We start from the raw sequence: 22835 nt of genomic DNA on the forward strand, positions 1-22835 counted from the left end.
GGATCAACCCTTACCAGGACTTGTCCGGCAGGTTTTGATCATCCGCGTTCGGGGACCGGTGCAGACCCTGCGCATTCGCAAAGGGTCCGCACCTCAGGCTAAGCCTTGAGATCAGCCGGCTTAGCCGATACGGGTCAAGCGCCCGGTGTGACGGTCCATCGAGAAGCGGGCGATGACCGCGCCATCCGTCGTCGTATAGGCGAAGGTCACGGACCCATCGGCCGCGTCGGCGACATTCGCCACCTTCCAGCTATGGTTGCCATGGATCAGCAGAACGGCCGCCGCCAGGGTCTGGACATCGCTGTCGCTCAAATTCTTGTCCTTCTGATTGAAGAACAGCCCCCAGGTCTGGGCCATATGCCGCATGCGGTCCCAAGGACCATGCATGCCGGGATGCGGCCCCCAACCCATCATCGGGCCCGGCGGACGCATCCGGTCACCCGGACCACCCGGCGGGAAGCCACCCGGCGGCGGCGGCATGGGCTGATCGGCGCCCGGCATCATGGATGGCATGGGCGGTGCCGACGGTGCGGCATCGGCCAGAAGCGCGTCCACAGGCAAGGATGCCTGCGCAGTGACGCCCGCCTTGTCGTCAGACGGCAAGCCGCCAGCAAAACTCTGAACCGTGGCGCCGGCCAAAGCGATGGTAATGATTGCAGCCGTTGCGATGCGTCCCATGGAACGATCCCTTTCCTGTCGAGAAGGCCAGCATCGCCGCCTTCTGTGACGGGCTTCCGACCGAAACGCGACAAAATGCAACAGAGCCAGGAAGTATCTGCACCTTCCGCCCAGACTCTCTTATGTTTTGATTATGGATATACGCCCTCACCTTCTCGTCATCGACGACGATCACGAGATCCGTGACCTGCTGACGCGGTTCATGGAGAAGAACGGCTTTCGGATCACCGCCGTGCGCGACGCGCGCGAAGCACGGCGCGCCTGGACCCGAGGCGCCTTTCAGCTAGTCATCCTCGACCTCATGCTGCCCGGCGAAAGCGGTCTGGATCTGGCGCGCTGGCTGCGCGACCAGGAAGACGTCCCGATCGTCATGCTGAGCGCCATGGGCGAGGATACGGACCGGATCATCGGGTTGGAACTCGGCGCCGACGACTACATTGCGAAGCCCTTCAACCCGCGCGAGCTTCTGGCCCGCATCCGTGCTATCATGCGTCGGGCCAGCGATACCCAGGAGACGGCCGGCAATAGCGACCGGACAGCGCGTCCCCTGCGTTTTGCCGGCTGGACTTTGGAACCGGCAAGGCGGCGGCTTCTCAATCCCGAAGGGGTTGAAGTGCCGCTGACCGGCGGTGAATACGATCTCCTCTTCGCGCTCCTGGAGCGTGCCAACCGGGTTTTGACACGAGACATGCTGCTCGATCTTCTTCGCGGCCGTCAGGCCGGACCTTTCGATCGCGCGATCGATGTCGCGGTCAGCCGGTTGCGGCGCAAGCTGGATGACCAGGGTCGCGGTGCTCAGTTGATCAAAACCGTCCGTGGCGGCGGCTATGTGCTGGCCGCGACCGTCGAACGCGCGTGAGCGCATTCGGCCGAGTAGCGACCGAGGAACAGCCGGCGCAGCCTAAACGGTTCCGCATCCGGCTCTGGCCGCGCAGCCTCGCGGCCCGCACGGCCTTCGTGCTGATCGTGGGTCTGGTCGTCGTGCAGACCCTCGGCCTCGGCATCCACACGCTGGACCGCAACGACCTCGTGCGGCTGGCCGGGCTGCGCGTCTACAGCTTCCGCGTCATGAGCATGTATCGCGATCTGGTGGAGGTGCCGCCCGCGAAGCAGGACAGCCGTCTCAAGACCATTCCCCTGTCAAAAAATTTCTCAGCGCGGCTGACGGACAATGTCGACTCCGATTTCAGCAATCTGCTGCCCACGCCACCGCCAGTGCGCCATGCGATTCTGCTCAATATGGATGGCTTCCCCATCCCGCCCGAACTGCGGCCGCAGCATTTTCGATTCGGCTTCGACCCCAGTTCGCGCCACGAATACACGGCCCTGCAAATGCCGAGCGGCCGTTGGCTGATCGTGACAAGCCGGCTGCCCCGGCCCGACTCGTTCCAGGGCACCGAATTTCTGTTCGCCTTCATCCTGATGACGGCGCTGGCCGCGGCAATGACCATCTGGGCCGTGCGGCGCCTGACCGCGCCGGTGCGGACCTTGGCTGCAGCCGCTGAAGCGCTGGGCCGGGACGTCAATGCCCCACCGCTGCCCGAAGACGGCCCGTCTGAGACGGCGGCGGCGGCGAAAGCCTTCAACACCATGGCCGGGCGTATCCGGCGCTTCGTCGACGACCGCACCCTGCTACTGACGGCCATCGGCCATGATCTGCGCACGCCGATCACGCGCATGCGCCTGCGCGCCGAATTCATGGAAGATGACGAGCAGCGCGGCAAAATGCTGCAGGATCTGGATGAGATGGAGGCCATGGTCTCCGCCACCATCGCCTTCGGCCGCATCGCCAGCCCGAACGAGCCGGTCTCTCCCATCGACCTCGCCGAGTTGCTGCGCACGGTCCTGGATGAGGCCGGCGATGCCGCGCCGGATATCGCCGACCAGCTCCGCTACGAAGGCCCCGGCCATCTGACGGCCCGCGTGCGACCGCAGGCCTTCAAGCGGGCGCTGACGAATATCATCGGCAATGCCGTCAAATATGGCGGCTCGGCCTATGTGAAGCTGATCCCGCCGGCCCGCGAGGTGCGGCACCTCAAGATCGAAGTTCTGGATAAAGGCCCCGGCATCCCGCCCGAACATATGGAGCGCGTGATGCAGCCTTTCCAGCGGCTGGAGACCAGCCGGAATCGGGAGACCGGCGGCGTCGGCCTCGGCCTGCCCATCGCGCGCGATATCACCCGCGCCCATGGCGGTGACCTTACCCTTGCGAACAGGCCCGAAGGTGGCGCGCGCATTACCCTGACGCTGCCGGTCTGACGTCATGGCTCGCACCGCTTTGATCTACCGGGACGTCATCCTCCCGCCGTCCGAAGCATCCTTCATGCGGCGGCAATATTCCGGATTCTCGCAGCTGGATCCGCTTTGGATCGGCCGGCGCATCACGCCCGTGGCGGCCGAAAGCGCATTGGCCGTCCGCCGCCTGGGCGGCGACGGCTGGTTGGGCGATATCCAGCGTGAGGTGTTCAAGGATTTCGGCCTGGTCCCCGATCTGTCCAAGCTTCAGGCCATGAACCCGGCTGTCATTCACGCCCAGTTCGGACGCGGCGGCGCTCTGGCCTTGCCCATCGCGCGCCGGCTCGGCCTGCCGCTAGCCGTCACCTTCCATGGCGGCGACGCGCATAAGGACAAGCATTATCGCGGCGGCATCACCAAAAGCCTTTATGCGCGCCGTCTGCCGGCCTTGCTGAGAGAGGCGAAGCTGTTCATCTGCGTCTCGGAAAGCGTCCGCCAGAAACTGCTGCAGCGCGGCTTCCCGGCAGGCAAATTGATCGTGCATCCCATCGGCACGGATATTCCGGCCGATTCGCCGGCCCCGCGCGCTGAGGGTCCGATCCTGTTCGTGGGCCGCTTCGTGCCCAAGAAAGGCCTGCCCGTGCTGATCGAGGCTTTGCAGATCCTGCGCCGCCAAGGCCAGGAGCCGGCGGTCAGGATCATCGGTGACGGGCCGCTTGCGTCCGGCGTGCGGCTTCAGGCTGAGGGACTGGCCAGGGTGGATTTCCTCGGCTGGCAGAGACCGGATGAGGTCGCGCTCGCGATGCGTCAGGCCTCCATGCTTATCGTGCCGAGCGAACGCGCGCAGGACGGCGATGCCGAGGGGCTGCCGAGCGTCGCGACCGAGGCCATGGCGCTGTCGCTGCCCGTCATCGGCACCGATCAGGCCGGCTTGGAGGGTGTGGTCCTGCCTGGACGCACCGGCTTGATCGTCCCGGCCCGCGATCCCGAAGCCCTGGCGCGCGGCATCGCCAGCCTGATCGCTTCACCGGAGATGCGCATGGGCATGGGCACGGCCGGGCGCGGTCTGGTGCAGGGCGAGTTCAATGCCCGCCGGCAATCCCAAAGGCTGGAATCCCTGCTTCTGTCGCTGACAAGCTAGAGTCCGTCAGGTTTAGTTGGAAACGCCACTAAATCTGTCGTGCGCGGGCCCCGACCCGCGCATCTACCCGGCGGAGCAAGCGATCGGCCGGCTGGGCGCTGCGGCGGGTAGGTCCGCGCAACAAGTGCGCGGATGACAAATTATCTATTAAAACCTGACAGACTCTAATCTCCGACATGAAAAAGGCCGCCCGGTTGCCCGGACGGCCTTTTTAAAGCAATAGGCCGAATTCAGTGCGCCGTGGCGGTCACGTCGACGATCGCCTGCGCGACCTGAACCTTTTCCATCAGCGCCACCAGACGGTCGGTCTGGCCTGCCTTCTCGGCGTCCGACAATTCCTTCGTCGCTTCCTGCAACTGGCGTTCGCCGGCCGCATGGTTCAGCGCGGAAGAGGGCTCGGCCGTATCGGCCAGAACGGTCACCCGCTCGCCAGTGATCTCAGCGAAACCGCCGGTCACGAAGTAACGGGCCGTCGCGCGCTCACCTTCATAGAGGATGACCTCACCGCCACGCAGCAGGGTGATCATCGGGCTATGTTCGGGCAGAACGCCGAGGTCGCCTTCCGAGCCCGGGATCACAACCATATCCACGGACTGGGAGACGAGCAGCTTTTCGGGGCTCACGATCTCAATAGAGATAGGCACCAGCTTATCCTTACCTGATTGCCGCTCAGGCCTTGGCGCGCAGCGCTTCGGCCTTCTTGATAACCTCTTCGATGGTGCCGACCATGTAGAAGGCGGCTTCCGGCAGATCGTCATACTTGCCGGCGACGAGATCCTTGAAGCCCTTGATGGTATCGGCGACCTGCACGAAGACGCCCGGGGAGCCCGTGAAGACTTCAGCGACGTGGAAGGGCTGGCTGAGGAAGCGCTGGATCTTGCGCGCGCGCGCCACGACCAGCTTATCGTCTTCCGAAAGCTCATCCATGCCCAGAATGGCGATGATGTCCTGCAGCGACTTGTAGGTCTGCAGGATCTTCTGGACGTCGCGGGCGACGGTGTAATGCTCGTCACCGACGATCCGGGGATCGAGCGAACGCGAGGTGGAGTCCAGCGGATCGACCGCCGGGTAGATGCCCTGCTCGGCGATGGAGCGGGACAGCACGGTCGTCGCGTCAAGATGCGCGAAGGAGGTCGCGGGTGCCGGATCGGTCAAGTCATCCGCCGGCACGTAGATCGCCTGCACCGAGGTGATGGACCCCTTCTTGGTGGAGGTGATGCGTTCCTGCAGCGCGCCCATGTCCGTCGCGAGCGTCGGCTGATAGCCCACGGCCGAAGGAATACGGCCGAGCAGCGCCGAAACCTCGGCGCCCGCCTGCGTGAAGCGGAAGATATTGTCGACGAAGAAGAGCACGTCCTGGCCTTCGTCATCGCGGAAATATTCGGCGATGGTGAGGCCGGACAAGGCGACGCGCATGCGCGCGCCCGGCGGCTCGTTCATCTGGCCATAGACCAGCGCGACCTTGGAACCTTCGCCGTCGGTCTTGATGACGCCGGCATCGATCATTTCATAGTAAAGGTCGTTACCTTCACGGGTCCGCTCACCGACGCCCGCGAAGACCGACACGCCGCCGTGCTCTTTCGCAATATTGTTGATGAGCTCCTGGATCAGCACGGTCTTGCCGACGCCGGCGCCGCCGAAGAGGCCGATCTTGCCGCCCTTCAGGTAGGGCGCGAGGAGATCGACGACCTTGATGCCGGTGACGAGGATTTCGGCATTCGCCGCCTGCTCGTCGAAGCCCGGGGCTTCGCGGTGGATCGGCATATAGCGCACGGCCGGAACATCGCCGCGGTCATCGATCGGCTGACCGATGACGTTGAGGATGCGCCCGAGCGCGCCAGGGCCGACGGGGACCGAAATCGGGGAGCCCGTGTCGCTCACTTCCTGACCGCGAACGAGACCGTCCGTGGTGTCCATGGCGATGGCGCGCACGGTGTGCTCGCCCAGTTCCTGCGCCACTTCGAGGACGAGTTCACGCTCGCCGATCTTCGTGGTCAGCGCGCTGTAAATAAAGGGCAGCTCGCCTTCGAACTGCACGTCAACCACAGCGCCCAGAACCTGCGTGACGCGACCGACAGAATTATTTGCCATTTTCGTATCCTGCTCTGTGCGCTTCTTAAACGGCTTCCGCGCCGGAGATGATTTCGACCAGCTCAGACGTGATATTCGCCTGGCGGGCGCGGTTATAGGTCAAGGTCAAGCGCTTAATCATATCGCCCGCGTTACGGGTCGCGCCATCCATCGCGGTCATCTGCGCCGCGAAGAAGCCAGCCTCGTTATCGAGCATCGCTCGGAAGATCTGGATGCTGAGCGCCCGCGGTAGCAGGCGGGCCAGAATCTCATCCTCTTCCGGCTCAAATTCGTAGGAAGCCTGGTCCGCATCTTTCGGAGCGTCGTCAAGCTTTTCCGGCGTCATCGGCACCAGCCGCAGCTCGGTCGGAACCTGCGACATCACGCCACGGAAGTGGTTGTAGACGAGGGTCACGACATCGACCTCCCCCTTCGCCACCATATCCTGAACGATCCCGGAGATGAGTTCGGCGTCGCCGAACTCCGGACGCTTGCGGCTGCCGGGCATCGGGTTATCGACCATCTGGCCGGCGAACTCGCGGCGCAGATAGTCACGCCCCTTGCGGCCGATGGCGAGGACCTTCACCTGCTTGCCTTCGCCCATCAGCTTGCGGACGAGATTGCGGGCGGCGCGGCCGGAATTGACGTTGAACCCGCCCGCGAGACCGCGATCACCCGTCACGGAGACGACGAGATGCTTCTGGTCGCGGCCCGTGCCGGCCAGAAGCGCAGGCGCGGCACCTGCCGGCTGGTCCGCCATGGCGGTGGCCAGCGCACGGAGCATACGCTCCATCCGTTCGGCATAGGGCTGCGCCGCTTCGGCCTGCGCCTGGGCGCGGCGCAGCTTGGACGCCGCGACCATTTTCATGGCGCTGGTGATCTTCTGCGTCGATTTGACGCTGTTGATCCGGTTACGAAGTGGCTTCAGACTCGGCATGGTTTCTGTTTTCCGCCGACCTTAGGCCACGAATTCGTCAACGAGCTTCTTGATGAAAGCCGTCAGCTTATCGTCGACGTCCTTCTTGATCTCGCGGTTTTCGCGGATCGAGTCGAGGATGCCAGGCTCACGGGTTTTCAGATCGGTCACGTAGTGGCGCTCGAATTCGACGATCTTATTGACCGGAACGCGGTCCAGAAGGCCGCGCACGCCGGCGAAGATCACGACCGCCTGCTCTTCCACCGCAAGCGGGTGGAACTGCGGCTGCTTCAGAAGCTCGGTCAGACGCGCGCCACGGGCGAGCAGCTGCTGGGTCGTGGGGTCGAGGTCGGAAGCGAACTGGCTGAAAGCCTGCATTTCGCGATACTGCGCGAGATCCAGCTTAATCTTGCCCGCAACCTGCTTCATCGCCTTGATCTGCGCGGCGGAACCGACGCGGGAGACGCTGATGCCGACGTTCACGGCCGGACGGATGCCTTTGAAGAAAAGCTCCGTCTCCAGGAAGATCTGACCGTCAGTAATGGAGATGACGTTCGTCGGGATATAGGCCGAAACGTCACCCGCCTGGGTTTCAATGACCGGCAGCGCCGTCAGGCTACCCGCGCCCATGGCGTCGGACATTTTGGCGGCACGTTCGAGCAGGCGGGAATGCAGATAGAAGACGTCGCCCGGGAAAGCTTCGCGGCCCGGCGGGCGGCGCAGCAGCAGGGACATCTGGCGATAGGCAACCGCCTGCTTGGACAGATCGTCATAGGCGATCAGCGCATGCATGCCGTTGTCGCGGAAATACTCGCCCATCGCGCAAGCGGTATAGGGCGCCAGGAACTGCATCGGCGCCGGATCGGACGCGGAAGCCACCACGACGATGGAATATTCCATCGCGCCGTATTCTTCGAGCGTGCGCACGAGCTGGGCGACGGTGGAGCGCTTCTGACCGACGGCCACGTAGATGCAGTAGAGCTTGCGGCTCTCGTCATCACCGGCGTTGACCGTCTTCTGGTTCAGGAAGGTGTCGACGATGACCGCGGTCTTGCCGGTCTGACGATCACCGATGATCAGCTCGCGCTGGCCACGGCCGATCGGGATCAGTGCGTCGATCGCCTTGATGCCGGTCTGCATCGGCTCATGCACGGACTTGCGCGGAATGATGCCGGGGGCCTTCACTTCGGCGAGACGACGCTCGGTGGTGCTGAGCGGACCCTTGCCATCGATCGGATTGCCGAGGCCATCGACCACGCGGCCGAGAAGGCCCTTGCCGACGGGCACATTCACGATGTCGCCGGTGCGGACAACGGTATCGCCTTCGCGAATGCCGCTGTCGTCACCGAAGATCACCACACCGACGCTGTCGGCGGCGAGGTTCAGCGCCATGCCCTTAAGGCCGGCGCCAGGAAATTCGACCAGTTCACCAGCCATGACGTTCTGCAGCCCAAAAACCTGGGCGATGCCGTCACCGACGCTCAGAACCTGACCCGTCTCGGTCACGTTGGCATCGGAGTCGAAGCTGGCGATCTGCTTCTTCAGGATCTCCGAGATCTCTGCCGGGCGGATCTCCATATCAGGCTGCTCCCTTCATGGCGTATTGCAGTCGCTGGAGGCGCGACTTGAGGCTGGTGTCATAGAGGCGAGCGCCGAGTTTCACGACAAGGCCGCCGAGGATCGACGGGTCCACTGTCTGCTCGATATTAACGCGGCCGTAGCCGAGTTCGGTCAGGCGCGCACGCAGCTGGGTGGATTGCAGGTCGGTCAGCGGATGGGCGGACACGACTTCGGCGCGAACCAGGCCGCGCTTCTTGTCGACCAAAGCCGCGAAGGCTGTGACGATCGGGCGCAGGAAGAACAGGCGGCGGTTGCTGGAAACCACGCCCACGAAATCCTGAACGATGCTGCCGAAGCCCTGGGCTTGCAGCACAGCGCGAACGGCTTTCGTGCCCTCATGCACGTCGATCAGCGGATTGGAGAGAAACGCGCGAAAATCAGCGCTTTCGTCGATCAGCCGGCCCAGCGCGTCCATCTCTTCGATGACGCGATCAAGCCAACCCATCTCCCCTGCATAATCGTACAGCGCGGTCGCATAGCGTCCCGCGAGGATCTGGTTCGAAGATTGAGTGCCGGCGCCCGAGGCCACTTGTCCTACCCGTCATCTGTTGTCGAGACGCTCTCGCGACGTTTGTCCGAGAAACGGTTCCCGAGACGCCTACGCATAATGTCGTCGATGGGGCGGAACTATCATAGGGGTTTCAGCGAAGCAACGGAGGTAAGGCGCCTTTCCGACAGGGATTGCATCGGAGCGCCTTTATTTTTCGTCCGGCCAGAGCACAGTTTCAAAGGAAGCTGACTGGATCGACATCGATATCAACACGAACATTTCGAGAAATAGAAACTTCCGACAACCAATTTTTCAGAATGGGCTGGACCGCGATATCCTTTCGCGTGCGGAGCAGCAGGCGCCGCCGGTGTCGGCCGCGCAGCATCGCGAGCGGCGCCGGTGCCGGCCCCAGTACCTCGACCCCCGGCGCGTGCGGTGCGCGCCGTCCGAGCTCGGCCGAAACGCGATCTGTCTCCACCATATCCTCGCCCGAGACGATCAGGGCGGCCAGCCGTCCGAAGGGCGGCCAATGGCCGGGGCGCCGGCCCTCGGCCTCGGCCTCCATGAAAGCCGCGATATCGCCGCTGATCAGCGCCTGGATGACGGGATGTTCGGGCGCGTAGCTTTGCAGCAGCACCCGGCCCGGCGCTTCCGCGCGCCCGGCGCGGCCCGCGACCTGATGCAGAAGCTGCAAAGTCCGCTCGCCCGCCCGCAGATCCCCGCCGGCGAGGCCGAGATCGGCATCGATGACGCCAACCAGCGTCAGATGCGGAAAATGCCAGCCCTTGGCGACGATTTGCGTGCCGATGATGAGGTCGACCGCCCGATCCGTAATCTGCCGGGCGGCGCGGGCCGCCCCTTCCGGGCCGCCGATCGTGTCGCTGGCCATGACCAGCCGGCGCGCGTCGGGGAACAGAAGCTCGATTTCCTCCGTCACCCGCTCGACCCCCGGCCCGACCGGTGTCAGGCTGTCCGTCGCGTCACAGGCCGGGCAGGCCTCGGGCATCCCTTCAGAATGACCGCAATGGTGGCATTGCAGAATGCGGCGCTGGCGATGCTCGACAAGCCAGGCCGTGCAATGCGGGCAGGCGAAGCGATGGCCGCAATGGCGGCAGAGGGTCAGCGGCGCATAGCCCCGGCGATTGAGGAACAGCATCGCCTGCTCCCCCCGCTCCAACGTGTCCGTAATCGCCTGGATCATCGGCGGCGCGATGAAGCGCCCGCGCTCGGGCGGGGTCGATCGCAGGTCGATCGCCGTGACCTCGGGCAGGCTGGCCCCGCCGTGCCGGGAGGCGAGCGACAGGCGCCGGTAACGCCCGGCTTCGACATTGGCCAAAGTCTCCAGGCTCGGCGTGGCGGACACGAGCGCGATCGGCAAGGCTTCGATCCGCGCCCGCACCACGGCCATGTCACGGGCGTGGTAGATGACGCCTTCCTCCTGCTTGAAGGCCGATTCGTGCTCCTCATCGACGATGATGAGGCCGAGATCGGCGAAGGGCAGGAACAAAGCCGACCGCGCGCCGACGACGACCATTGCCGTGCCGTCCGCGACCGCCCGCCAGGTGCGGCGCCGCGTGGCCGGCGACAGGTCGGAATGCCAGACCGCCGGCGGCACGCCGAAGCGACGAGCGAAGCGCTCCAGCCACTGCGCCGAGAGGGCGATTTCCGGCAGCAGGATCAAGCTCTGGCGCCCGAGCCGGATCGCCTCCGCCACGGCCTCCAGATAGGTCTCTGTCTTACCCGAACCGGTAACGCCATCGAGCAAGGTCACGGAAAAGGCGCGTTCGGTGACGCTGGCGGCCAGCGCATCGGCGGCCGCACGCTGGTCGCCCGAGAGGACGGCTGCACCCTGATACGCCGGATCGGGCTGGGCGAAGGCTGGCGCCTTGGCGCCTTCGGTCGCTGTCAACCAGCCGCGCTCTGCCATGCTGCGAATGACGCCGGCACCGATACCGGCTTCCCGCACCAGATCGGGCAGGCTTAGGGTTTCATGCTCCGCCAAAATCTCCAGAACGCGTTTCCGTGCCGGGGTAAGCTGCGCGCCCTCCGGCATGGACGGCCCAGCGCCCCACAGCGTCACCGTCCTGTCCGGCAAGGGGGCGAGCAGGGGCGAACGGATCGCCATGGCCAGAACCTCACCGGGTGCGGACAGCGTATAACCCGCCACCCAATCGATCAGCCGGCGGAGGTCAGGCGCCAGGCGTGGCAGGCCCGGAACGACGGAAGCCGTCTTCAGGCGAGAGAGCGGGAAGCCAGGGTCAGGCTCGCTGTCCCACACGACGCCATGCAGCATGCGGCCGTGAACCGGGGCCAGCACGATGGTGCCGGGTTCCGCGCTTTCGCCGTCCGGCAGCCGGTAATCGAGCGGGCGGCCGAGCGGCAGGGGCAAAAGCACGGAGACGCGGCGCGCGGGCGCTGGCCTTCCGGCGTCTTCACCCCATAGATCCAGCTCATTGCCATCCATGCTTCGCCCCTCGCACAGCTGGGGCCTGGCCGCTAGAGGTAGGGTGGGATGCAGCAGACGATCGGACAGGCGATGCTGGCAGAAAATTTGCGACAGGAATGGCTGGTCTGGCTCGGGTCCGAACGGCGCTCGGCCAAGCTGACGCTGGAAACCTATGGCCGCGACCTGGCCGGATTCCTTGGTTTCCTCACCCGGCATCTGGCCGGCGAGCCGGACGTCACCGCGCTGGGCCAGCTGACGGGCGCCGATTTCCGTGCATGGCTGGCCGAGGAAGCCGCCAATGCGCGGGGCAATGCCACGCGCGCCAAGAAGCTATCGGCCGTGCGATCCTTCCTGCGTTATGTCGAGCGTGAGAAGGGTGTCGCCAATGCGGCGATCGGTCTTGTCGCGACGCCGCGCGCCAAAAAGCCGCTGCCCCGCGCGCTGACCGTGGCCGACGCACAAAGCGTCGCGAAGGAAATCGGGGAAGTCTCGGATATCGCGGCGATCCAGGCGCGCGATACGGCTCTGTTCACGCTTCTTTATGGCTGTGGCCTGCGTATTTCGGAGGCGCTCAACCTCAACCGCACCGACGCGCCGCTGCCGGGATCGGACGCGCCGCTGCGCGTCACCGGTAAGGGCGGCAAGACGCGCATCGTCCCCGTCCTCGCCATCGCGCGCGATATGACACAGCGCTGGCTGCGCCTGCATTGGCAGACGGAGCCGGACGCGCCGTTATTCCTCGGTGCCCGTGGCAAACGGCTGGACCCCGCCATCGCCCAGAAGTCGCTGAGGGATTTCCGACGCCTGAACGGATTGCCCGAACATGCGACGCCGCACGCCTTGCGGCATTCCTTCGCGACGCATCTTTTGGCCCAAGGCGCCGATCTGCGCGCCATTCAGGAATTGCTGGGCCATGCCAGCCTTTCCACCACGCAGCGCTATACGGAAGTCGATACGGCCCAGCTGATGGCGACCTGGCGCCGCGCCCATCCGCGGGCCTGAAAACCGGGTCCGTGACTTGACAGCATCCCCCTGCCTGGCATCTCAGACCATCTCATGACCATCCAGATCATCGACGCCGATCATCCTGTCCCAGCCGAAGCCCGCGGTGCGACCGTGGCACTCGGCAATTTCGACGGGGTCCATCTGGGCCATACCGCCGTGGTGCAGACGGCCCATGCCGCGCGGCCCGGCGCGCCTTTGGGCGTCGTCACCTTCGAGCCGCATCCGCGCGAATTTTTTCGCCCCGGCGATCCGCCGTTCCGGCTGACGCTGCTGACGGAGAAGGCGGCCGCTTTGGAGGCGCTGCATGTGCAATTCCTGTTCGTGCAGCGCTTCGACCACGAATTCAGCCAGCAGCCGGCCGAGCATTTCGTGAACCACATCCTGCATGAGCGGATCGGCGCCAGCCATCTGGTCTGCGGGCCCGATTTCGCCTTCGGCCATCGCCGTGGCGGCAATGTGCCCTTCCTGGCGGGTCGGGCGGAGGTGCTGGGCATCGGCCTTTCCCCCGCGCAGATCCTGAGCGATGCGGAGGGGCCGATATCCTCCACCCGCATTCGCCGCCTGCTGCAGGACGGCTATCCCGAGCGGGCCAATGCCCTGCTCGGCCGTGCCTGGACGGTCCGGGCCGAAGTCGCCCATGGCGACAAGCGCGGCCGGACGATCGGATTTCCGACCGCCAACCTACCCTTGGGTCAGCATCTGGAGCCGGCGCGCGGCGTCTATGCCGTGACCGTCGGTCTGCCGAATGGCGAGACACGCCGGGGTGTGGCCAATATCGGTTTGCGCCCGACCGTCACTGACGCCGTGGAGAGCCGGCTCGAGGTCAATATCTTCGATTTCGACGGCGATCTTTACGGGCAGGAGATCGGCGTATCGCTGCACAGCTTCCTGCGCGCCGAGCAGAAGTTCCCGAGCTTCGACGCGCTGCGCCAGCAGATTCTGACCGATGCCGCACAGGCAGCCGCGTTGCTCGGCAGACTTAATCTGTAACAATCCTCCTTAGTTCGGCCAGGAACCGAACAAGATAAAACTACACCCGAGGGCGAAACTTCCCTTCAGATACAAGGAGGGTTCGTCATGTCTAAGTCTACATTGATCCGGCTTGGCGCCGGCGCCTTGATCGCGCTGGCGCTGGGCGGTTGCTACTACCCCTATGGTCCAGGCGGCTATTACCACGGTGGCTATGGCGGCGGTTACGGTGGGCCGCATTACGGCTATTACCGCTGAGCCTCGCCTGAGACAAAATCGTCGCCCGCCAAACGAGTCCGCAGGCGACGATTTTGTATCAACCTCACCGGAAAACCGGCTCGTCGAAGGCCCGCAGCTTGCGGGAATGCAGCGAATGGAGCTGACCGCGCAGCAGGTCGATCGTTTCCAGCCCGATCGCCAGATGCTCGCCGACCGCCCGCTGATAAAAGGCAGTCGCGGCGCCGGGTAGTTTGATCTCGCCGTGCAGCGGCTTGTCCGAGACGCAAAGCAGCGTGCCGTAGGGCACACGTAGCCGGTAGCCCTGGGCCGCGAGCGTACCGCTCTCCATATCGACCGCGATGGCGCGGCTGAGATTGATGCGCCGACGCTCCTGGCTCCAACGCAATTCCCAATTGCGGTCGTCATAGGTGACGACGGTGCCGGTCCGCAGGCGGCGTTTCAGGGCTTCGCCGCGATCGCCCGTCACGCGGGCGGCGGCTTCCTGCAGCGCGAGCTGCACTTCCGCCAAGGCCGGCACCGGCACTTCGGGCGGCAGCAGATCGTCCAGAATCCGGTCCCGCCGCAAATAACCATGCGCCAGCACGTAATCGCCGATCACCTGGCTTTGCCGCAACCCGCCGCAATGACCGATCATCAGCCAGCAATTGGGCCGCAGCACGGCCAGATGGTCGGTGATGTTCTTGGCGTTGGACGGACCGACGCCGATATTGACGATGGTCGTGCCGCCCTGCCCGTCCAGGCGCGTCAGGCTATAGGCCGGCATCTGGAAACTTTGCCAGGGCGCGCGGGCGACAATGGCCGCGGCCTCATCGGCTGGGGTTTCCCTTGTCACCACCGCGCCACCCGGCAGATACAGCGCCGCGTAGGGTGAGCCGGGCCGGGCCAGTTCCGCCAAGCCGTAGCGGACGAAACCATCGACATAGCGCTGATAGTTGGTGAGCAGGATCCAGGGCTGAATATTCTGCCAATGGCTGCCCGTATAATGCTGCAGGCGTTTGAGCGAGAAATCCGTGCGGACGGCGTCGAACAGCGCCAGCGGGCGCGGCTTGTCGGGATCGAAGATCCATAGGCCGTCGGCGACCTCGTCACCCACCGTCGAGAGGCGCGGCGTCGGGAAAATGCGGGCAAGCTCCGCCACCTGGACCGCGCCATGGGCGAATTCATCCCCGCCCTCGGTCACGTAAGGATAGGGAATTTCCAGGTCGCTGATGCTGACCGTAAGGCTGGCGCCGAATTCCGAGACCAGCGGCTCCAACTGCTCCAGCAGATAGGGGCGGAAGAAATTCGGCTGGGTCACTGTCGTCGAATAGACGCCGGGATTCTGCAGTTTGGCCCAGGCGCGGCTGGTGTAGTGGATGGCGCCGGTCGGCCGCCAGGTAACGTCGAGACGGGGGTAGCGGAAATGCCGCCGCTCCGCCGCCGTGGGGGCGACACCGGTTTTGACGTAGCGCGTCAGCGCGTCCCGCAGGGCGGAACAGGCGTGGTCATAGGCGAATTCCAGCCGCGCCACCGCCTGTTCGGGCGTCAGTTCCTGCATCGAGGTAAAATCATCCATCACGCACCCCTCCCCCGAACGGATCTCATCACCACGCGTTAGCGGGTCTCGCGGCGGCTTGCCACCCCGGCCCGGCGACGGCAGCCAGCGCCCCCGTAGAGATAGAACCAGAAAAGCGCATCGACGCGCCCGTCTAAGCGTGGTCTTTGCCCGACAAAGTAGTGCGCAGAAGGGCTTAGCGATGAAGTGCTCGGACAATCTTGCTCGAATCAGGCTTTGGCCCGCTGCCGCGATCGGGCTTCTCGCCCTCGCCGGATGCGCGACCCATGTGCAGAACACCGCCAATTACGCGGCACCCACCGGCTATCCCTCGGTGATCGAACGGCGGCCCGAGATCGTGCTGGTTTATCCGTTCACGGTCGATCCGGCGGAGGTGCAGCTTGCGTCAGGCGTTCTGGCTAAGCTGAATTCCAGCGGCGAAGACCCGAACGCCAAACGCGCGGAGATCGCAGAATCGGTCAAAGCCACGATCACCCAGACTTTGGTGGAGGACGTCACGAAAATGGGCCTGCCCGCCCGCGCGGCCTATCCGGGCGAAGCTGGCCCGCCGGGCGCCGTCCTGCTGCAAGGCCAGATCACCAAGATCGCGGCCGGGAACGCGGCTCGCCGGGCGGTGATCGGCTTCGGTGCCGGCGAAAGCCAGGTTGAAGCCGATGTCGGCGTTCTGCGCGCGCTGCCGGGCGGATTGGTGCGTCCTCTGGAAAGCTACCATGCGGATGCCACCAGCGGCCGCACGCCGGGCCTGGCCCTTGGTGCGGCCGGCGCCGCGAGCCATCTGGGCCTGGCTGTCGCCGGGATGACCGCCGGCACGGTGGCGCGGTCGCGCACCGGGCTGGAACCGGAGGCTGCCAATCTCGGCAATAAGGTTGCCGGACAGATTCGTCAGTTTTTCGCCTCCGAAGGATGGATTGCGCCGCAATGACGCCATCTGCGCAAGGTGACGGAATTTTGAATGTGAACGCCGATGGATGAGTGGATGGAGTTTCTGACGCGGGTCAAACCCGGCCTGGAACTCTCGCTGGGATTCGTGATCGCGGTCTCGGTCACCATCCATGTGTTGCTGACGAAGAAGGATACCGCCTCGGCCGCCGCCTGGATCGGCCTCGCCTGGTTCGCACCTTTTTTCGGCGGTACGACCTATTTCGTGCTTGGCATCAACCGCGTGCGGCGCCGGGCGATACGGCTACGTGCGCCTTCCGCCGCACGGACGCGCCGCCACCGCAGGACCGGCGATGCGGCGAACGAGGATCATGCCCTGGCGCCGCTGCAGCTTGGCATCGCGCGCATTACCGGCCGGCCGATCGAGACCGGTAACCGCATAGACATCCTGAACAACGGCGACGAGGCCTATCCGGCCATGCTGGAGGCCATCGCCCGCGCCGAGCACAGCATCGGCCTTTCCTCCTACATCTTCCGCGCCGACGCGATCGGTCATCGTTTCATCACGGCGCTGGCAGAAGCGCAGAAGCGCGGCGTCGCCGTGCGCGTCATTGTCGACGGCATCGGCAGTGGCTGGCTGCTCTCGCCCGCCTATCGCGCGCTGCGCCGCGCCGGCCTTCCGGCTGGACGCTTCATGCATTCATCGATGCCGTGGCGGATGTCCTTCCTCAATCTTCGCTCCCACAAGAAGATTCTGGTGGTGGATGGGCGAATAGGCTTCACCGGCGGCGTCAATATCGCCGACCAGAACCTGCTGGCCAAAAATCCTCCGGAGCCGATCCAGGACACGCATTTCCGCGTCGAAGGTCCCATCACGGCCCAGCTGACCTATGCCTTCATCCGAGACTGGGCTTTCGTCGCGCATGAGGAGTTGCAGGGAGAGGCTTGGTATCCTGAGTTGCGTCCCGATGGCCCGTCTGTCGCCCGTGTGGTGACTGCGGGCCCGGATGAGGATCTGGAGAAGATCGAGCAGACGGTGCTGCAGGCGATCTCCTGCTCCCGCACCAGCATTCAGGTGATGACGCCGTATTTTCTACCCGATCAGCGGGTGATCACGGCGCTGAGCCTGGCCGCGCTACGCGGTGTCGCGGTCGACGTCGTCATTCCGTCGAAGAACGTGCATCGCATGATGGACTGGGCGACGCGGGCGAATGTGGGGCCACTGCTGGAAGCCGGCGTGCGCATCTGGCGCTGCCCACCGCCCTTCCGCCATTCCAAGATCATGGTGATCGAGGGCGAATGGTCGCTGATCGGCAGCAGCAACTGGGATATGCGCAGCTTCCGTCTGAATTTCGAGCTGAGCATTGAGGCCTATGACAAGGCGCTCGCGACCAGCCTTGGGCAGATCGTGCAGGAAAACCACAGCCTGCCGCTGACGCTGGAAGAACTCCATACGCGCTCCTTCCTGCTCAGGATGCGCGACGCCGCCGCACGGTTGCTGCTGCCCTATCTGTAAGTGCAACGGCCCGCCGACACAAAAAAGGCCGGTCCCTGCGGACCGGCCTTTTTTGGTGGTAGGCGTCGAGACGATCAGGCCGCGCGGCGGGTGAAGGCCGTCGGCACTTGTGCAATCGCATGATCGACGAGCTTCGCATCCTGCTCGGACGAAAGCCCCGTGCGCAGCGCCGCGGTGGTGGCCGCAATCGCCACATCAATCGCCGTGTTGCGGACTTCGGTGACGGCAGAGGCCTGGGCGGCGTCGATCCGCTCCTGCACCATACGCTCACGCGCTTTCGCACGCTGTTCGGCTTCGGCCGCCAGTTCGGCGACCGTGCGGGCTGCCTCAGCCTTGGCGCGTTCCAGGATATCCTTGGCTTCCGCGATGGCTTCCGCCCGCTTCTTGCGGGCATCGGCCAGCATCGCTTCCGCTTCGACCTTCAGGCGCGAGGCCTCGTCAAGCGACTGACGAACCGTCACCGCCCGCTGATCGAGCGCGCCGAGGATGGGCCCCATAATCTTGCGGCCGAACAGAACGGCGAAGATGACCACCGCCACGAAGACCCAGAAGGTCCCGTGGCCCAGCGGCGATATCAGGGATTCGTATTGCATCCTGCGGGTTCCTGATTAGGCGAGGCCGCGTGCGGCGAGCGCATCGTGAATACCCTGGTTGAGCTGAGCCTCATCCAAAGCCTGACCCGTCAGCCGCGTCATCAGCAGCGCTGCCGTCTCGCGGGCGATCGGGCGGATAGCCGTCAGGGCCTGATGACGAGCCGCCGCAATCTCGGCCTCAGCCTTCTCAAGCTGAACGTCGAGCCTGGCGGACAGCGCCGCCGCCTGTTCGGCCGCTGCGGCTTTCGCCGCTTCGGTCGCGCGGGCGACTTCGGCATTGGCCTCGTCACGGGCGGATTTGATCGCCGCGTGCAATTCGGCCACGGCGGCATCCGCCTCCACCTTCGCAGCATGCGCCGCGTCCAGATCGCGCTGGATGCGCTGGCTGCGGGTCGCGAGGACCGCGCCCACACCAGGAAGCGCCCAGCGCGACAGGATCAGGTAGAGGACGACCAGGATGATAACCAGCCACACCACCTGACTGCCGTTCAGCGGATTGCTGAAATCCATCTGGGGCATGTTCGACGACGCATGCGCGGCGCCGGCCTGGGCCAGAAGCCCAAGCGCTACTCCGCTGGTCAGCGAAGCCGTGGTGAAAAGGCGGCTCATGGTCGGTTTCGGCGTCCGTCGTATCAGGTGAAGAGGATGACGAGAGCGATAACCAGCGCATAGAGCGCCACCGCTTCCGTCAGCGCGAAGCCGAGGAGCACGTCACGGAACATACGGTCACGCGCGGCCGGGTTACGGCCGACGGCAGAGACGAAGCTACCGAACAGATTGCCGATACCGACGCCAGCGCCCGCAACGCCGATGGTGGCGAGACCCGCACCGATGTCCTTGGCGAGAAGCGGAGCAGAGATATCCATAATCCTATGTCCTTTCAGGATTTAGTTCAGTGCATATGCACGGCGTCGTGCAGATACAAACAGGTGAGGATCGCGAACACATAGGCCTGGAGGCAGGCCACCAGAAGTTCGAGACCCATGAGTGCGATATTCAGCCCGAGCGGAATGATGGAGGCGACGACGCCGAACACGCCAAGGCTTGCCGTTAGCAGGATCATGAAGCCCGCGAACACTTCCAGCATCACGTGGCCGGCCGTCATATTCGCGAAAAGTCGAACCGACAGGGACACGGGACGAGAGAGGTAGGAGATGATCTCGATCGGCACCAGCATGGGCAGCATCCAGCCCGGCACGCCGGCCGGCACGAAGAACTTCAGAAACTTGAAGCCATGGATGTAGAAGCCGACCGCCGTCGAGAACAGGAACACGAACATCGCCATGGCGAGCGTGACGACGATGCCGCTCGTATAGGCAAAGAAATACGGAAACAGCCCGAGCAGATTGCCGAGCAGGATGAAAATGAAGAGCGTGAAGACGAGCGGGAAGAATTTCCGCCCCTCCTCGCCGATGGTATCGACACACATCCCGTGGACGAACTCGTAGAGCGTCTCAACCAGGGACTGCATGCGACCGGGGACCAGCGCGCGCGTGCGCAGCGTCAGGCCGAAGGCGACGATGATGAGGCCGACAGAGAGCAGCATCATCTCGTTCGAATTGGTGAAATTGACCGCATGCCCGATCGGCCCGAGGCCGGTCGTCAGCCTGAATTGGCCAAGCGCGTCAATCGAAGGACCAGCCATGAACGTTTCCCAGTAGCCAGACTAGCTGTTGCTTCCCGGACCCATGGCCCGAAAAACGTTACGTAACCCCGCCGCCGCGCCGACCGGCACGAAGGCGATCATAATCCAAGGCCGCGTGTGGAAAAGCCGGTCGAGACCCCAACCGATCACCACAGCGATAACGAGCGCCGAAACCATTTCAACCCCGAGACGCATGGCGATCCTGATCGCGTTGCTGTCGGCCACCTTATCGGATGGTCCCTTGCGGACCGGCCGATCAAGCCCCGCGCTGCCACGCGCTTTCGCCAGACGCTCCTCGAAAGAATCTCTTCCGTGGTCGCCGCTCATTCCTTGCCCCCAAAACCGTCGATGGGCCCGTGCAAACACTTGCCGACCCAGGGCAACCGTCTGCTACCGACCCCCCCCTTTGGTGTCAAGAAAGCAACGGCCCATTAACGCGTGTTCTTTTTATTCTTTTGCGACAGCGCTCAGAAACCGCTGCGCAAATGATCGAGGGATCCGCTGTTCACGCGCCGTTCGAGGATGAACCGAAACGGCCCGCAAAAAATATAAATCTGTCAATGACGGAACCCGATCAGCCGCCGCGATAGGTGGAATAGCCGAAGGGCGAAAGGATGAGCGGGATATGGTAGTGACCGCCGTCCGGCTGCATCCGGAAGCGAAGCGCGATCCGGTCATAGAAACTGTCCCGCCCCTGGATGGCCTGATAGGCCCCGGCCTCGAATACCAATTCATATAGACCCGCCGGCAGTGCCGTCGCCCGATCCAGCGCCCAGCGGCCGCCGGCATCCGTCGCGGCACCGGCAAGCGGCACGCGGGCCTCGTCCACCTCGATTCGTGTCAGGGTGAAAGCCAGCCCCACACCCGGGGTGCCGGACGCCGTATCCAGCACATGCAGGCTGAGGGTCAGCGGCAGCGCTGCGGCCGCATCCTGTTCGACCAGCCCGTCAAGACGGAAGCCCGCGATCTTGACCACCTCGGCCAGCGCCGTCTCCCGCTCGGTTTCCAAGGACTGCTCGAACCGTTGCCGGAGCGCGGTCAGGATGGCCTGCCGATCGCGCTGGCCGCGCACCGCGATGATGAACGGGAAGCCGAAACGTTCCAGGTAAGCTTCATTGAGACGTCCAAATGCCGCGTCCTCACCGCCCTCCATCCTGTCGAGGCCAAGTCCTGCCTGCTCGGATTTGGAGTGCTCGGTCACCGCGCCCCGCTTCGCTTCCTGACCGCCTAGCACCGGGTGAGCCTGCAGCAGCGCAAGCTTGCGCACCGGCTCGGCCCGCGCCAGGGCATCTGACATGGCAGATAACAGGGCCGCCTTCGACGCGAAGGGGCGCAATCCAACGACCGCCGCCGGGATCCAGGGCGTCTTCTCGAAGACGCCCGCAAAATAATCGCAGAACGCAGCATTTGTCATCCGATTGACCTCGGCTATCGCAATTCTTGCCTCCGGAGCCGTCTGCGTCATTTGTGTTCTCTCAATACTTTTGTCGAAAAGACCGTCAGTTTTTAATTTTCGGCTCGAACCGATGCAATAGCCGGTCCGCCATAGGTCAGACCATTGACACTACAAAAGCCCATGTTCCACATAGGCGGGCGAGCACCTGCACGGTGCGAGTGTGCCGCGGACCAAGCCACGACACCACAATAACGATGAACGGACGCCTGGGGGTCTTCTTCAGGCGATCATGTTTGGGGAGCCTTCCATGAGTGAAGAACAGGACCGCCCCGCGGTCGCGTCCACCGAAACCGCAGCGCCTTCGACGGCCGCCCTTCGGCGCCGCGGCTTGCTGACCGGCGCCACGGCCGGTGCAGCCGCCACGATGCTGGCCGGCCTCGCGACGCAGGCCCGTGCCGCGGAATCGGCTTTCCCTGACCACCCGCGCTGGAAGTTCGTCTTCGTCAATCACGTGACGACGAACCCCTTCTTCGTCCCGACCCAGTACGGCATCGCCGACGCCTGCAAGCTGCTCGGCTGCAGCTATCAGTGGACGGGTTCCGAAACGAGCGACGCCGGCCAGATGGTCAATTCCTTCAATGCCGCGATTGCGGCCAAGGTCGATGCGATCGCGACCTGCCTTGTCGATCCCAAGGCCTTCAATTCCCCGACCGAGCGCGCGCTGGCCGCCGGCATTCCGGTTTTTGCCTATAATGCCGACGTGCCGGCGGGCAGCAATAACGGCCGCCTCGCCTATATCGGTCAGGACCTTTACAAGGCCGGCTATGGAATGGGCGAGCATATCGTCAATCTGGTCGATAGCGGCAAAGTGGCGCTGTTCATCGCGACTCCGGGCCAGCTGAACATCCAGCCTCGTTTCGATGGCGCAAAAGACGCGATCGCCAAGTCCGGCAAGTCGATCACGGTCGATGAGATCGCGACCGGCCCGACCCTGAACGAAGAAATCGGCAAGGTGCAGGCCTATTACCTGGGCCACCAGGACGTGAAGGGCATGTTCGCGGTCGATGGCGGCTCCACCCAGGGCGTTGCCATGGCCATGAAGATGTACAACCTTCCGAAGAAGGGTGTGCATGGCGGCGGCTTCGATCTTCTGCCCAAGACGCTTGAAATCATCAGCGAAGGCTTCTGTGATTTCACAATCGACCAGCAGCCCTACCTGCAGGGCTTCTACACGGTGCTGGAAATGTTCCTGTTCAAGGCCTCCGGCGGTCTCGTCGGCCCGGCCGACATCAACACCGGCCTTAAGTTCGTGACGAAGGAAACGGTGGGTCCGTATCTCGCGACCAAGACCCGCTACGAAGGCAATTCCGGCGCGCCTCAAATCGTCCCGTCCCACGGCCCGATCGGTTAACGCGGCTGCGTAACGGCTGGCGGGCGCCCC

23 protein-coding genes are annotated in these 22835 nt (G+C 64.3%); 9 read left to right on the forward strand and 14 right to left on the reverse strand.

Annotated features, from left to right (window positions below):
- Nucleotides 1–120 precede the first annotated feature (120 nt).
- Nucleotides 121–678 (reverse strand): hypothetical protein, encoded by a 558-nt coding sequence (locus ACELLULO517_RS28605; protein WP_264481422.1) that lies wholly within the window; start codon nt 676–678, stop codon nt 121–123.
- Nucleotides 679–811: 133 nt separating this feature from the next.
- Here ACELLULO517_RS28605 and ACELLULO517_RS08925 point away from each other — a divergent pair, with 133 nt between their 5' ends.
- Genes ACELLULO517_RS08925 through ACELLULO517_RS08935 form a run of 3 tightly spaced genes read left to right on the forward strand, consistent with a single transcriptional unit; the run spans nt 812 to nt 4054 of the window.
- Nucleotides 812–1537: a response regulator gene (locus ACELLULO517_RS08925; protein ID WP_227306991.1), complete on the forward strand. Its 726-nt coding sequence runs from the start codon at nt 812–814 to the stop codon at nt 1535–1537.
- Nucleotides 1534–2937: an ATP-binding protein gene (locus ACELLULO517_RS08930; RefSeq protein WP_227306992.1), complete on the forward strand. Its 1404-nt coding sequence runs from the start codon at nt 1534–1536 to the stop codon at nt 2935–2937. The genes ACELLULO517_RS08925 and ACELLULO517_RS08930 overlap by 4 nt, the downstream gene beginning before the upstream one ends.
- Before the next feature lie 4 nt (nt 2938–2941).
- Nucleotides 2942–4054 carry a glycosyltransferase gene (locus ACELLULO517_RS08935; protein ID WP_227306993.1) on the forward strand — a complete coding sequence of 371 codons (1113 nt, stop codon included), beginning with the start codon at nt 2942–2944 and terminating at the stop codon, nt 4052–4054.
- A gap of 230 nt (nt 4055–4284) precedes the next feature.
- Here ACELLULO517_RS08935 and atpC read toward each other — a convergent pair whose 3' ends face one another.
- From atpC to ACELLULO517_RS08965, 6 genes are all read right to left on the reverse strand, one after another.
- Entirely contained in the window at nt 4285–4698 is a 414-nt protein-coding gene (gene atpC / locus ACELLULO517_RS08940) for an ATP synthase F1 subunit epsilon (RefSeq protein ID WP_227306994.1), read from the reverse strand.
- A 25-nt stretch (nt 4699–4723) separates the two neighbouring features.
- Nucleotides 4724–6145 carry a F0F1 ATP synthase subunit beta gene (gene atpD, locus ACELLULO517_RS08945; RefSeq protein WP_227306995.1) on the reverse strand — a complete coding sequence of 474 codons (1422 nt, stop codon included), beginning with the start codon at nt 6143–6145 and terminating at the stop codon, nt 4724–4726.
- A gap of 25 nt (nt 6146–6170) precedes the next feature.
- Entirely contained in the window at nt 6171–7061 is an 891-nt protein-coding gene (locus ACELLULO517_RS08950) for a F0F1 ATP synthase subunit gamma (RefSeq protein ID WP_227306996.1), read from the reverse strand.
- A gap of 21 nt (nt 7062–7082) precedes the next feature.
- On the reverse strand, nt 7083–8618 hold the full coding sequence (gene atpA / locus ACELLULO517_RS08955; protein WP_227306997.1) for a F0F1 ATP synthase subunit alpha: 1536 nt from the start codon (nt 8616–8618) through the stop codon (nt 7083–7085).
- Between the two features lies 1 nt (nt 8619).
- Complete coding sequence (locus ACELLULO517_RS08960; RefSeq protein WP_227306999.1) at nt 8620–9189, reverse strand: F0F1 ATP synthase subunit delta; 570 nt, start codon at nt 9187–9189, stop codon at nt 8620–8622.
- A 196-nt stretch (nt 9190–9385) separates the two neighbouring features.
- Nucleotides 9386–11614, reverse strand: a complete 2229-nt coding sequence (locus tag ACELLULO517_RS08965; protein WP_227307000.1) for a primosomal protein N' — start codon at nt 11612–11614, stop codon at nt 9386–9388.
- A gap of 72 nt (nt 11615–11686) precedes the next feature.
- On the opposite strand from ACELLULO517_RS08965, the gene ACELLULO517_RS08970 reads away from it, so the two are divergent.
- The 3 genes from ACELLULO517_RS08970 (at nt 11687) to ACELLULO517_RS08980 (ending at nt 13828) form a co-directional block, all read left to right on the forward strand.
- Nucleotides 11687–12598 carry a tyrosine recombinase XerC gene (locus ACELLULO517_RS08970; protein ID WP_227307669.1) on the forward strand — a complete coding sequence of 304 codons (912 nt, stop codon included), beginning with the start codon at nt 11687–11689 and terminating at the stop codon, nt 12596–12598.
- A gap of 54 nt (nt 12599–12652) precedes the next feature.
- The gene (locus ACELLULO517_RS08975) at nt 12653–13591 is read left to right on the forward strand and encodes a bifunctional riboflavin kinase/FAD synthetase (RefSeq protein ID WP_227307001.1); all 939 of its coding nucleotides are present in this window, start codon (nt 12653–12655) and stop codon (nt 13589–13591) included.
- An 87-nt stretch (nt 13592–13678) separates the two neighbouring features.
- On the forward strand, nt 13679–13828 hold the full coding sequence (locus ACELLULO517_RS08980; protein WP_227307002.1) for a hypothetical protein: 150 nt from the start codon (nt 13679–13681) through the stop codon (nt 13826–13828).
- Between the two features lie 64 nt (nt 13829–13892).
- Here ACELLULO517_RS08980 and ACELLULO517_RS08985 read toward each other — a convergent pair whose 3' ends face one another.
- Nucleotides 13893–15365, reverse strand: a complete 1473-nt coding sequence (locus ACELLULO517_RS08985) for an AMP nucleosidase (RefSeq protein WP_227307003.1) — start codon at nt 15363–15365, stop codon at nt 13893–13895.
- Between the two features lie 181 nt (nt 15366–15546).
- On the opposite strand from ACELLULO517_RS08985, the gene ACELLULO517_RS08990 reads away from it, so the two are divergent.
- Both ACELLULO517_RS08990 and cls read left to right on the forward strand, forming a co-directional pair.
- Nucleotides 15547–16287 carry a DUF4410 domain-containing protein gene (locus tag ACELLULO517_RS08990; RefSeq protein ID WP_227307004.1) on the forward strand — a complete coding sequence of 247 codons (741 nt, stop codon included), beginning with the start codon at nt 15547–15549 and terminating at the stop codon, nt 16285–16287.
- A 42-nt stretch (nt 16288–16329) separates the two neighbouring features.
- A complete protein-coding gene (cls, locus tag ACELLULO517_RS08995; protein ID WP_227307005.1) occupies nt 16330–17760 on the forward strand; it encodes a cardiolipin synthase in 1431 nt (476 codons plus the stop codon).
- Between the two features lie 74 nt (nt 17761–17834).
- Here cls and ACELLULO517_RS09000 read toward each other — a convergent pair whose 3' ends face one another.
- The 6 genes from ACELLULO517_RS09000 to uraD all read right to left on the reverse strand — a co-directional run bounded on the left by ACELLULO517_RS09000 (nt 17835) and on the right by uraD (nt 21412).
- The gene (locus ACELLULO517_RS09000) at nt 17835–18353 is read right to left on the reverse strand and encodes a F0F1 ATP synthase subunit B family protein (RefSeq protein WP_227307006.1); all 519 of its coding nucleotides are present in this window, start codon (nt 18351–18353) and stop codon (nt 17835–17837) included.
- A 15-nt stretch (nt 18354–18368) separates the two neighbouring features.
- Nucleotides 18369–18962, reverse strand: coding sequence for a F0F1 ATP synthase subunit B family protein (locus tag ACELLULO517_RS09005; RefSeq protein ID WP_227307007.1), 594 nt, complete (start codon nt 18960–18962; stop codon nt 18369–18371).
- Nucleotides 18963–18985: 23 nt separating this feature from the next.
- Nucleotides 18986–19219, reverse strand: coding sequence for an ATP synthase subunit C family protein (locus ACELLULO517_RS09010; protein ID WP_227307008.1), 234 nt, complete (start codon nt 19217–19219; stop codon nt 18986–18988).
- A 26-nt stretch (nt 19220–19245) separates the two neighbouring features.
- The gene (locus ACELLULO517_RS09015) at nt 19246–19998 is read right to left on the reverse strand and encodes a F0F1 ATP synthase subunit A (RefSeq protein WP_227307009.1); all 753 of its coding nucleotides are present in this window, start codon (nt 19996–19998) and stop codon (nt 19246–19248) included.
- Between the two features lie 21 nt (nt 19999–20019).
- The gene (locus ACELLULO517_RS09020; protein ID WP_227307011.1) at nt 20020–20325 is read right to left on the reverse strand and encodes an AtpZ/AtpI family protein; all 306 of its coding nucleotides are present in this window, start codon (nt 20323–20325) and stop codon (nt 20020–20022) included.
- Nucleotides 20326–20572: 247 nt separating this feature from the next.
- Entirely contained in the window at nt 20573–21412 is an 840-nt protein-coding gene (uraD, locus tag ACELLULO517_RS09025) for a 2-oxo-4-hydroxy-4-carboxy-5-ureidoimidazoline decarboxylase (RefSeq protein ID WP_264481423.1), read from the reverse strand.
- Nucleotides 21413–21701: 289 nt separating this feature from the next.
- Here uraD and ACELLULO517_RS09030 point away from each other — a divergent pair, with 289 nt between their 5' ends.
- The gene (locus ACELLULO517_RS09030; protein WP_227307013.1) at nt 21702–22805 is read left to right on the forward strand and encodes a sugar ABC transporter substrate-binding protein; all 1104 of its coding nucleotides are present in this window, start codon (nt 21702–21704) and stop codon (nt 22803–22805) included.
- Nucleotides 22806–22835: the final 30 nt, after the last annotated feature.

Source organism: Acidisoma cellulosilyticum (genome assembly GCF_020621385.1).
GTDB lineage: Bacteria > Pseudomonadota > Alphaproteobacteria > Acetobacterales > Acetobacteraceae > Acidisoma > Acidisoma cellulosilyticum.

Coding starts and splice junctions, on each gene's coding strand:
- ACELLULO517_RS28605 (WP_264481422.1), bottom strand. CDS start 678: ATGGGACGCATCGCAACGGCTGCAATCATTACCATCGCTTTGGCCGGC.
- ACELLULO517_RS08925 (WP_227306991.1), top strand. CDS start 812: ATGGATATACGCCCTCACCTTCTCGTCATCGACGACGATCACGAGATC.
- ACELLULO517_RS08935 (WP_227306993.1), top strand. CDS start 2,942: ATGGCTCGCACCGCTTTGATCTACCGGGACGTCATCCTCCCGCCGTCC.
- atpD (WP_227306995.1), bottom strand. CDS start 6,145: ATGGCAAATAATTCTGTCGGTCGCGTCACGCAGGTTCTGGGCGCTGTG.
- ACELLULO517_RS08950 (WP_227306996.1), bottom strand. CDS start 7,061: ATGCCGAGTCTGAAGCCACTTCGTAACCGGATCAACAGCGTCAAATCG.
- atpA (WP_227306997.1), bottom strand. CDS start 8,618: ATGGAGATCCGCCCGGCAGAGATCTCGGAGATCCTGAAGAAGCAGATC.
- ACELLULO517_RS08965 (WP_227307000.1), bottom strand. CDS start 11,614: ATGGATGGCAATGAGCTGGATCTATGGGGTGAAGACGCCGGAAGGCCA.
- ACELLULO517_RS08970 (WP_227307669.1), top strand. CDS start 11,687: ATGCTGGCAGAAAATTTGCGACAGGAATGGCTGGTCTGGCTCGGGTCC.
- ACELLULO517_RS08975 (WP_227307001.1), top strand. CDS start 12,653: ATGACCATCCAGATCATCGACGCCGATCATCCTGTCCCAGCCGAAGCC.
- ACELLULO517_RS08980 (WP_227307002.1), top strand. CDS start 13,679: ATGTCTAAGTCTACATTGATCCGGCTTGGCGCCGGCGCCTTGATCGCG.
- ACELLULO517_RS08985 (WP_227307003.1), bottom strand. CDS start 15,365: ATGGATGATTTTACCTCGATGCAGGAACTGACGCCCGAACAGGCGGTG.
- ACELLULO517_RS08990 (WP_227307004.1), top strand. CDS start 15,547: ATGAAGTGCTCGGACAATCTTGCTCGAATCAGGCTTTGGCCCGCTGCC.
- cls (WP_227307005.1), top strand. CDS start 16,330: ATGGATGAGTGGATGGAGTTTCTGACGCGGGTCAAACCCGGCCTGGAA.
- ACELLULO517_RS09000 (WP_227307006.1), bottom strand. CDS start 18,353: ATGCAATACGAATCCCTGATATCGCCGCTGGGCCACGGGACCTTCTGG.
- ACELLULO517_RS09005 (WP_227307007.1), bottom strand. CDS start 18,962: ATGAGCCGCCTTTTCACCACGGCTTCGCTGACCAGCGGAGTAGCGCTT.
- ACELLULO517_RS09010 (WP_227307008.1), bottom strand. CDS start 19,219: ATGGATATCTCTGCTCCGCTTCTCGCCAAGGACATCGGTGCGGGTCTC.
- ACELLULO517_RS09015 (WP_227307009.1), bottom strand. CDS start 19,998: ATGGCTGGTCCTTCGATTGACGCGCTTGGCCAATTCAGGCTGACGACC.
- ACELLULO517_RS09020 (WP_227307011.1), bottom strand. CDS start 20,325: ATGAGCGGCGACCACGGAAGAGATTCTTTCGAGGAGCGTCTGGCGAAA.
- uraD (WP_264481423.1), bottom strand. CDS start 21,412: ATGACAAATGCTGCGTTCTGCGATTATTTTGCGGGCGTCTTCGAGAAG.
- ACELLULO517_RS09030 (WP_227307013.1), top strand. CDS start 21,702: ATGAGTGAAGAACAGGACCGCCCCGCGGTCGCGTCCACCGAAACCGCA.